Annotated in this window: 3 protein-coding genes; all 3 read left to right on the top strand. The window is 42.5% G+C overall.

All coding sequences use genetic code 11. The features are described 5' to 3' along the window. Positions 1–134 precede the first annotated feature (134 nt). The 3 genes from resA to ccsB are packed head-to-tail and all read left to right on the top strand — an operon-like array spanning position 135 to position 3,467. Complete coding sequence (gene resA, locus ABEV15_RS12595) at positions 135–656, top strand: thiol-disulfide oxidoreductase ResA (RefSeq protein WP_498853410.1); 522 nt, start codon at positions 135–137, stop codon at positions 654–656. Between the two features lie 12 nt (positions 657–668). Further along, a complete protein-coding gene (gene resB / locus ABEV15_RS12600; RefSeq protein WP_498853411.1) occupies positions 669–2,285 on the top strand; it encodes a cytochrome c biogenesis protein ResB in 1,617 nt (538 codons plus the stop codon). Between the two features lie 12 nt (positions 2,286–2,297). Further along, complete coding sequence (gene ccsB, locus ABEV15_RS12605) at positions 2,298–3,467, top strand: c-type cytochrome biogenesis protein CcsB (protein ID WP_498853412.1); 1,170 nt, start codon at positions 2,298–2,300, stop codon at positions 3,465–3,467. Positions 3,468–3,515: the final 48 nt, after the last annotated feature.

The raw sequence follows: 3,515 nt of genomic DNA on the forward strand, positions 1-3,515 counted from the left end.
TTATTGGAGTGCCTTTATTGAGCGGTTTTCTCCACGCCTTTATTATATCATACACAAAAGAAAGGGGGAACGCGCATTCCTCTCCCACTTACTCCCTTTGATCGTTGAAGTGGGAGTCTCCTGCGCGAAATAGGATGAAAGAAAGGCGATTTTGGCTTCGAACGGTCATTTTAGCTATCATGCTTGCAGCCATTGGCTATACGATTTATTCGAACGTTTTTGTCGAGAAAAGAGCAATTCAAGTAGGCGATTCGGCGCCAGACTTCGTACTTACCGACTTAAACGGCAACAAAATTCAACTATCCGATTATCGTGGAAAAGGTGTATTTTTAAACTTTTGGGGAACGTGGTGCAAACCGTGTGAAAAAGAAATGCCATACATTAATAGACAATACGACGTATATAAAAATGAGGGAGTAGAAGTGATTGCGGTTAACGTAGGGGAAGCGAAAGTAACAGTACAAACGTTCGTTGATCGCTTTCAGCTGACGTTTCCAGTCGTCATCGATCAGCAAGATCAAGTCATGAATGCATACAACATCGGTCCGTTGCCAGCGACATTTTTAATTGACAAAGAAGGCAAAATTGTAGATATCATTACAGGGGCGATGACGGAAGAGGATGTAAAAAAATATATGGAACGAATTAAGCCGTAAGGGGTTTTCGACATGGAACAAGTAAAATGTGAATGTGGGCACGTGAATCCGATTGGTACAGTTCTTTGTGAAGCATGTGGTAAACCGTTAGAAGAAGTGCCAATGTTATTGGACATGCGTTATGAAGGAAGCGCTCGCCGTTCGCAAACGTACAACCAAACGATTGTTGATAAAATATGGAACTTCTTTTCGTCTGTTAAAGTTGGGGTTTGGCTTATCGTTATTACGTTAGTCGCTTCGGCCATCGGCACAATTTATCCACAACAGATGTACATTCCGCCAACAGTGTCGCCAGCTGAATATTATGAGGAGCAGTACGGTTGGCTCGGGAAATGGTATTACGCGCTAGGATTTCACGATTTATATAGCTCATGGTGGTATATGTTGCTCATAGCGCTCATTGGTGTATCGCTCGTCATTTGTAGTTTAGACCGTGTCGTGCCACTATATCGGGCGTTAAACAATCAGCGGGTGACGAGAAATGAACAATTTTTACAACGACAACGGCTATTTAGCCGTTCACAAGTGAAAGACTACGAAAATGCTTTACCTCGCGTGGTCGATCGGTTAACGAAACGGGGCTATCGTATTCGTGAAGAGAATGGAAATATTTTGGCGGAAAAAGGCCGCTTCTCTCGTTGGGGACCGTACGTCAACCATATTGGGCTTATCGTTTTTTTAATTGGCGCGATGCTTCGCTTTGTTCCAGGAATGTATGTCGACGAAAACATGTGGATTCGTGAAGGTGAAATAAAAGAAATTCCGGGAACGAATGGGAAATATTTTTTAGAAAACAAAACATTTATTTTTGAAGTATACGAGAAAGAAAAGGAAAAAGAGGCGTTTCAAGCTGCCATTGACCGTATCGGTAGCGGAATGATGGCGAAAAACTATCAAACAGATGTGGTGCTATATGAGCGTGTTGGCCCGGTTGTTGCCGGTGAAGAGCCGAAGTTAAAAAAAATAAAAAGCTTTTCCATTCGTGTCAACGAGCCGCTCAAACACGACTACTATGCATTGTACCAAGTGGACTTTAAACTGAATGAGCTAAAAAGTATGTCGTTCCGTTTGACAGATAAACAAACGGCCAAGTCTTTTGGTACGATTACAGTTGATTTAATCCAACCGGAGAAAGAATATGATCTTGGCAACGGTTATAAAGTACAACTATTAAGCTACTTTCCAGATTTTTATTTTGATGAAAATGGAAATCCGAATACGCGCTCGAAAGTGCCGAACAATCCGGCGTTTGTATTTAAAATGTTTGCCCCAGATCGTCCGAAAGGGGAAGTCAGTTTTACTGCTATTCGTCAAACGATCGAACCGTTCGGTGATAACAAGTATAAAATGGCGTTTGCTGGTGCTGACACACGACATGTATCGGCGTTAACCGTCCGTCGTGATTTTACGCTCTGGATTTTAGGTATCGGGGGCACCATTTTTATGATTGGCCTTATACAAGGAATGTATTGGAACCACCGGCGTGTATGGATTCAGCGGATCAACGAAGATGTGCTTATTGCAGCACATACGAACAAAAACTGGTTTGGATTAAAAAAGGAGCTTGAAAGAATATTTAACGATACACCGTTTGTCATGCCGATTGATCAAGCGGACAAACGATCATAAGGGGGAACTGTTGTGGTTCAACTAAGCAGCACGTTATTATACATTGCATTCGTTCTTTATTTAGTGGCAACGCTTTTTTTTGGTGGGGCGATTCGCGTCAAAAAGAAAGAAGGGATAGACCGTTGGGCAACGCTTGGAATCATTGTCACGATCGTCGGATTTGTCGCTCAACTCGGCTATTTCGTTACGCGTTGGATTGCCGCTGGGCATGCACCTGTCAGCAATTTATTTGAGTTTACGACGTTTTTCGGCATGATGATTGTCGGTGCGTTTATCGTCATTTATTTTATTTATAAAACGAGTTTACTCGGCTTATTTACTTTACCGATTGCGATTTTAGTCATTGCTTATGCGAGCATGTTTCCGCGTGAAATTTCCCCACTCATTCCAGCTTTGCAAAGCGATTGGTTGCATATTCATGTCATAACCGCAGCAGTTGGCGAGGCCATTTTAGCTATTAGCTTTGCAGCGGGGCTCATTTATTTAATTCGAGTAGTCGATCAGTCGAAAGCGAGCAAACGTACGTTTTGGCTAGAGTTTGTGTTATTTTTCTTAATTAGCACGCTCGGTTTTGTTATCGTAACTACATCGTTTCGTGTGGCTGGTTATGAAGCTACGTTTGAATGGATTGACAAAAATGGACAGCAAAGTGAAATGGTGTACCATATGCCAGCGCTTGTCGGCCCGCATGAAGGGGTGTTAAAAACGGAAGGACGGATGGAACCGTTCGTTCATATGCCTGCAATTATTAATGCTCGCAAATTAAATACAGTAATTTGGTCATTGTTTGCAGGTGGTGTATTATATGGATTGCTTCGCCTTTTCTTACGCAAACGTATTGCAGCAGCTTTGCAACCACTTGTAAAAAACGTGAATTTAGATGTTGTTGACGAAATCAGCTATCGTTCTGTAGCGATTGGGTTTCCGATATTTACACTCGGTGCGCTTATTTTTGCGATGATTTGGGCGCAAATTGCATGGACGCGTTTTTGGGGCTGGGACCCGAAAGAAGTATGGGCGCTTATTACATGGTTGTTTTACGCCGCATTTTTACATTTGCGCTTATCGAAAGGATGGCATGGGGAACGTTCGGCATGGCTTGCGGTCATCGGTTTTGCAATCATTATGTTTAACTTAGTTGCTGTTAACTTAGTCATTGCCGGCTTACACTCATATGCTTGATCTTAAAACGCCTTCGCAATGAAGGCGTTTTTTTAGTGTGCTCGGCAT

It is taken from the genome of Bhargavaea massiliensis (genome assembly GCF_050480245.1).
Lineage (GTDB): Bacteria > Bacillota > Bacilli > Bacillales > Anoxybacillaceae > Anoxybacillus.